Origin of the sequence: Alteriqipengyuania sp. (assembly GCF_964222115.1) — a bacterium.
GTDB lineage: Bacteria > Pseudomonadota > Alphaproteobacteria > Sphingomonadales > Sphingomonadaceae > Alteriqipengyuania.
Map to the genome: position 1 here is coordinate 1 of NZ_CAXQBM010000042.1, position 5,147 is coordinate 5,147.

Genomic DNA, 5,147 nt, shown 5'->3' on the forward strand with positions numbered 1-5,147 from the left:
CAATGGCCGCGTGAACAAACGCGAACACAAACGGAACAATCTGCGACATTGTAAAGCGCTTTCGGGCGCAAACGAAAACCCCGGTGCGCGGGCAGGCGCAACCGGGGCTGTGTCCAAAGGACTGACTTTGAAGACCCAACAATACCGCGATCGCTACGAGGCGGCAAGCGCGCTGATCGATGCAATCCGCAACTGTCACCCGGAGGAAGCCGTGCCGATCATGGCGGCGGCCCTGGACAGCCTGACCCCGGAATACCCTGGCGTGACCTTCCGGTCGCTGATGGAAGAGGCGGAATGCTGGGCCATGCTCGCCGGGCGCAATGAGCGCAAGGCCTATGCCCTCCAGTGCTTCAAGGCGATGCGCCTTTCGGATCGTAAAGCCTTTCTCGCCTATGCTCATCGGTGGCTGACATGAGCGGCGAAAACTACACCCCGTTGCGGCCGAAGCTCTCGCCTCGCGCTGAGCAGCTTTTCTCGCGCATTGAATGGGGCGAGGATCTGGAGCCGCATCTGGAGCGCGACTACCTGGTGAAAGGCTGGATCGACCGGGGCACACTGAGCGTCGTCTATGGCGATGCGAATGCCGGCAAGACCTTCTGGGCGATCGATCTCGCGCACCATGTCCAGGCGGGCCTTGAATGGGGCGGTCAGCGCGTCCGGCAGGCCGAGGTCCTCTACATCGCAGCCGAGGGCGGCGCGCTCTTCGACAACCGCATTGCGGCGCGTCGGGCGCGCTTCAAGGTGCTGCGCGGCGGGATCGCCCTCGCGGGGCGCAACTCGGACGCGCCTGCCCTGGCAGAAGCGGCGTGGGCCATGGCGTGCGAGCATGGCCCGTTTGGCCTGATCATCATTGATACCATGGCGCGGGTCATGGCGGGCGCTGACGAGAACTCGGCCGCCGATATCGCCAGCTTCGTGAAGAGCCTCGACCATCTGCGCGAGCGGACCGGGGCGCATGTGATGGTGATCCACCACACGGGCAAGGATGGCGGTCGCGGTGCACGCGGTCACTCCAGCCTGCGCGCTGCCGTGGATACCGAGATCGAGCTGAGCAAGGGGGACGATAGTGTCCGCCTCGCGAAGACCACCAAGCAACGCGACATGCAGGGCGGGCTGGAGAAGGAGTTCCTTCTGCGCGTCGAGCAGCTGGGTGTCGATAGTGATGGCGACGCGGTGACGAGCTGCGTGGTCGAGCAACTGACGCGATGGTCACGAAAGCGATCAAGGATCTGACCGACGCGGTGGATACCCGGATCGGTGAGATCGAGAAGAAGACCGATCTCGCCCCGCTGGTCGATCGCCTCGACAAGCTCGAAACCAAGATGAACCGGGCAAACCCCGGCGATGACGAGGCCGAGAAAAAGGCCGAAGCCACCGCCGAGCGCAAGGCCTTCGCGGCCTATCTGCGCCTCGGGGACGCGATCCAGGAGAGCGACAAAAAGGCGCTGAACGAGTCGAGCGATCCGAAGGGTGGCTACCTGGCGCCGGCCGAGCTGTCGAGCGAGGTGATCCGCGATCTGGTCGAGTTCAGCCCGATCCGCTCGGTGGCCTCGGTGCGCGGCACCACGGCGGCCTCGACCATCTACCCGACGCGCGGCGATCTGACGAATGCGCAATGGGTGGGCGAGACGCAGGCCCGGGCCAGCAGCACGATCACCTTCGGGCAGAAGGAAGTTGTGCTGAGGGAAATGGCGACGTTCGTGGATATCTCGAATCGCCTTCTGGCCGATGCGCCGCAAGCCGAGACCGAGGTGCGGAGCGCGCTGGCCGAGGACTTCGGCAAGAAGGAAGCGACCGCCTTTGTCTGGGGCGAGGGCGCGCTGGAGCCCGAGGGCTTCATGGTCAACAGCGAGATCCAGCACACGCTCAACGGCCACGCCACCAACCTCTCCGCCGATCAGCTGATCACTCTCCTGTACGCGCTGCCGGCGACCTACCGGAACCGCGGCGCCTGGGCGATGAACGGCACGACGCTGGGCGTGATCCGGAAGCTCAAGGATGGGCAGGGCAACTTCCTGTGGCAGCCGAGCTATCAGGCCGGTCAGCCCGAGACCATCCTCGGCCGCCCTGTGGTCGAAATGGTCGACATGCCGGACGTGGAAGCCGGTGCTTTCCCGATCATCTACGGGGACTGGCAGGCCTATCGCATCCTCGATCGCACCGGCCTCGACGTGCTGGTCGATCCCTACACCCAGCGCACCAACGGGCTCACCCGCATCCATGCCAATCGGCGCGTGGGCGGCGGCGTCCTGCAAGCGGCGCGCTTCCGCAAGCTCAAGATGGCGACCAGCTGAGGGGAATGATCCATGCGTGACCTTTATTCCAATCTCGATGCGGTTCCGGCACTGGCGCCGGCCGTTCAATCGGCCGCTGTTCAAGGGCCGGCGATCGACCTGATCACCTGCAAGGGCGTTGTGTTCGTCGTGGCAACCGGCGCGATCGCCAGCTCGGGCGACTTCGGTGTGACCCTGCAGGAAAGCCCGGACGGCTCGACCGGCTGGGCGGATGTAGACGCGGAACAGCTTCAGACGAATGCGCCCGCCACGCTCGAAGAGGCCTCGACCTATCGCCTCGGCTATCTGGGCTTTGAGCGCTATGTCCGCCTGTCGCTGACCAAGGCCGGCGGCACCTCGATCGCGGCGGGCGCCGTGGCGATCCGCGATCCGCTGACCCGGCCCGTGGCCTGATGCCCTCGCGCGCGCCTCGTCTCTGCGGGTGCGGGTTTCGGGTGCCACACGGCGCCCGCTGCGCCTGCGAGGCGAAGCGCGATGCTGCGCGGAAAGCTCGCTTCGACAAGGGCAGACCGAGCGCGAGCGCGCGGGGGCTGGGTGCGGATTGGCGCAAGCTTCGGGCCGATCACCTGGCAAAGCATCCCTGGTGCCGCCGTTGCGGCGCCAAGGCTATCGAGGTCGATCACATCGTGCCGCGCCGGGTAGCTTCCACGTCACCGAGCCGGGCATCGCGCGATGTCCGGTACTTCGGTGCCCTCAAGCCTGATTTGCGCTTGCCGGGCAAAGAAGCAGAGCTCCCGCCGTGGATCGGCGAGGATCAGACGCTGGAGGCGACCTTGCTTAAAGTCATGGAGAACCAAGTTCCGTACACCGAATTTGTCGGTGGAGACTTCGAACTATCAGAGAGCGGAGCTGCTACGCTTCATGGCGGTTGGTGGTGGTTGAGTTTTCACCAGCGCGAACAGTGGGCGGAAGCCGTAAAGCAGCATGAGAACAAAGAAGACCAACGACGCGCATTTGAGCGTTGGGAAAGCTTCGCCCGTATATCCGAAACGAAGATCGCTCGCAGCGCACGCTTCAATTTGGAGGCTTTGAATACCATTGGGTTCGAAATGCTTGGCTGGCCCGTCGACTAGAAGAGCTAAGAAAAAAGCGCGGGAGCTTCCTTCGTGATGAAAATGCAGATTGATCAAAGGGAAGGCCGCGAGGAACTGACGTTCGTGTCTCTCTCAGAACTGGCCACGCGCATTCTGACGCAGCAACGCACGAAGCTTCGCCCGACCATAGGGGGCCGCCGAATGGCTAGGAAACACGCACCTTCGGGCGATCGCCCGCCATCATACATGTCCAAAGCAACTCTCGCGGCCGAGCTCGATATGAGCGAAACCACGATTGATAGCTACGTCCAACGCGGACTGCTTCCCAAGCCCCTGAAATGGGGCGGTTCTGTGCGCTGGTGCTGGGCCGATGTGGCGGCGAGCCTCAAAGCGGCGGATAACGGGGGCGTGGACCAGTTCCTTAAAGGCCTGGACAATGTCTAAGGTCGAGCTTCCGCGCCACGTTCATCGCGTCCGCTCCCGGGGGCGCGAGTATTTCTATTACCAGGAGGGCAGGGGCACCGCCCACGCTGGCGATCGCATCCGGCTACCGGACACCCCTCAGACTCCCGAGTTCTGGCATGCGGTGCGGCAGGCGCAGGGCGCTTTCGGTCCGACACCGACCGACACGGTGGGCGCCCTGATCGATGCCTACGAGACCGCATGGCCGACGCTTCAGCGCAAGCTGAGCAAAGGCACGCAAGCGCAGTATCGGCGCTATCTGCGGCTGGCTCGCAAGGCTTGGGGCGACCTGCCGGCGCAAGAGCTGCGCCCCAAGCATGTTGATGCCTTGGTTCGCAAGATCGGGGCCGAGAAACCGGGTGCCGCCAATAATGTCCTGTCTGCGCTTAAGGCGCTGTCCGCATGGGCTAACGGTCCGGTCGAGTTCCTGACACACGACCCGACGCGCGGCGTCGTGCCCTTTGCGAAAGGGAAAGGGCATGAGCCCTGGACCCAAGAGCAGCTGCAATTTGCCGAGGAACACTTCACGGGGGCGCTGCGCCGTTTCTACTTTTTGAGCCGGTACACCGGCCAGCGGATCAGCGACGTGGTGAGGCTCAATCCTAACGACGAAGACGAAGGCGGCTTTAGCTTGCCGCAGAAGAGAACCGGGGTGCGGCCTTGGTGCCCGATCTTCCCGGAGCTTGAGCAGGAAATGCGCACCTGGGAACGGCGCCCCGGGCCTTACCTGTTGCAGGAGACGGGGAAGAGCGCCGGCAAACCCTTTAGCACGAATCAAATGTGGAAGATCTTCGACCAGGAGCGCGCGCGGCATCCGGTGCTCGAAGGTGCCAAGCCTCACGGGTTACGTGCCAACGCGGTCATCCGGTTGCGTGTCGGTGGCTACTCCGCATTGCAGATCTCGGACATGGTCGGAATGTCGGTCGAGATGGTCGAGCATTACTGCCGCTATGCAGATCGCAAGGCTAGCGGGCAAGCTGCACTGAGGGCGTATCGTGAACAAGACGCCACACAAACTGTAAAACCGCTGAAAAATGGAAAGCTAAAGTGACGGAAAATCAGTCTCTTACCAATGGGAAAAGAGAGTGCAGGTTTCTGTTGCCAGGTACCTGCGAACCCCGCCTTACGCGGCTAAGCGCAAGGGCTTAAGATCGGTTTAGGTCAACTGCTTACGCAGCGACGGCCACCGGAGCACGGTTGTCATTGGCAACTGTACGTTTCGGACCGATAACGGTGGTACCTCACCGGGACAAAGCAAACCCCTTTAGACGTTCGTCGATCCTGTTTCGGCCCCATTCGCCCCCAATGAGGGAAGTCTGGTGGAGCCGCCGGGTACCGCCCCCGGGTCCGAACCGCT

7 protein-coding genes and 1 other RNA gene are annotated in these 5,147 nt (G+C 63.3%); 7 read left to right on the forward strand and 1 reads right to left on the reverse strand.

Features of this window, described 5'->3' with window-relative positions; all coding sequences use genetic code 11:
- Positions 1-127: 127 nt before the first annotated feature.
- From ACEQXE_RS06785 to ACEQXE_RS06815, 7 genes are read left to right on the forward strand one after another with little or no spacing between them, the layout of a single operon-like run.
- Positions 128-415, forward strand: a complete 288-nt coding sequence (locus tag ACEQXE_RS06785; RefSeq protein ID WP_370178182.1) for a hypothetical protein — start codon at positions 128-130, stop codon at positions 413-415.
- Positions 412-1,233 (forward strand): AAA family ATPase, encoded by an 822-nt coding sequence (locus ACEQXE_RS06790; protein ID WP_370178183.1) that lies wholly within the window; start codon positions 412-414, stop codon positions 1,231-1,233. The genes ACEQXE_RS06785 and ACEQXE_RS06790 overlap by 4 nt, the downstream gene beginning before the upstream one ends.
- Positions 1,206-2,294, forward strand: a complete 1,089-nt coding sequence (locus ACEQXE_RS06795) for a phage major capsid protein (RefSeq protein ID WP_370178184.1) — start codon at positions 1,206-1,208, stop codon at positions 2,292-2,294. The genes ACEQXE_RS06790 and ACEQXE_RS06795 overlap by 28 nt, the downstream gene beginning before the upstream one ends.
- Before the next feature lie 12 nt (positions 2,295-2,306).
- A complete protein-coding gene (locus tag ACEQXE_RS06800; protein ID WP_370178185.1) occupies positions 2,307-2,687 on the forward strand; it encodes a hypothetical protein in 381 nt (126 codons plus the stop codon).
- Positions 2,688-2,728: 41 nt separating this feature from the next.
- Complete coding sequence (locus ACEQXE_RS06805; protein WP_370178186.1) at positions 2,729-3,367, forward strand: HNH endonuclease; 639 nt, start codon at positions 2,729-2,731, stop codon at positions 3,365-3,367.
- Positions 3,368-3,403: 36 nt separating this feature from the next.
- A complete protein-coding gene (locus ACEQXE_RS06810) occupies positions 3,404-3,772 on the forward strand; it encodes a helix-turn-helix transcriptional regulator (protein WP_370225367.1) in 369 nt (122 codons plus the stop codon).
- The gene (locus ACEQXE_RS06815; protein ID WP_370178188.1) at positions 3,765-4,841 is read left to right on the forward strand and encodes a tyrosine-type recombinase/integrase; all 1,077 of its coding nucleotides are present in this window, start codon (positions 3,765-3,767) and stop codon (positions 4,839-4,841) included. Before ACEQXE_RS06810 ends, ACEQXE_RS06815 begins: the two co-directional genes overlap by 8 nt.
- Before the next feature lie 33 nt (positions 4,842-4,874).
- On the opposite strand, the gene ssrA is transcribed toward ACEQXE_RS06815, so the two are convergent.
- Positions 4,875-5,147, reverse strand: a transfer-messenger RNA (tmRNA) gene (gene ssrA / locus ACEQXE_RS06820); the annotation flags it as partial.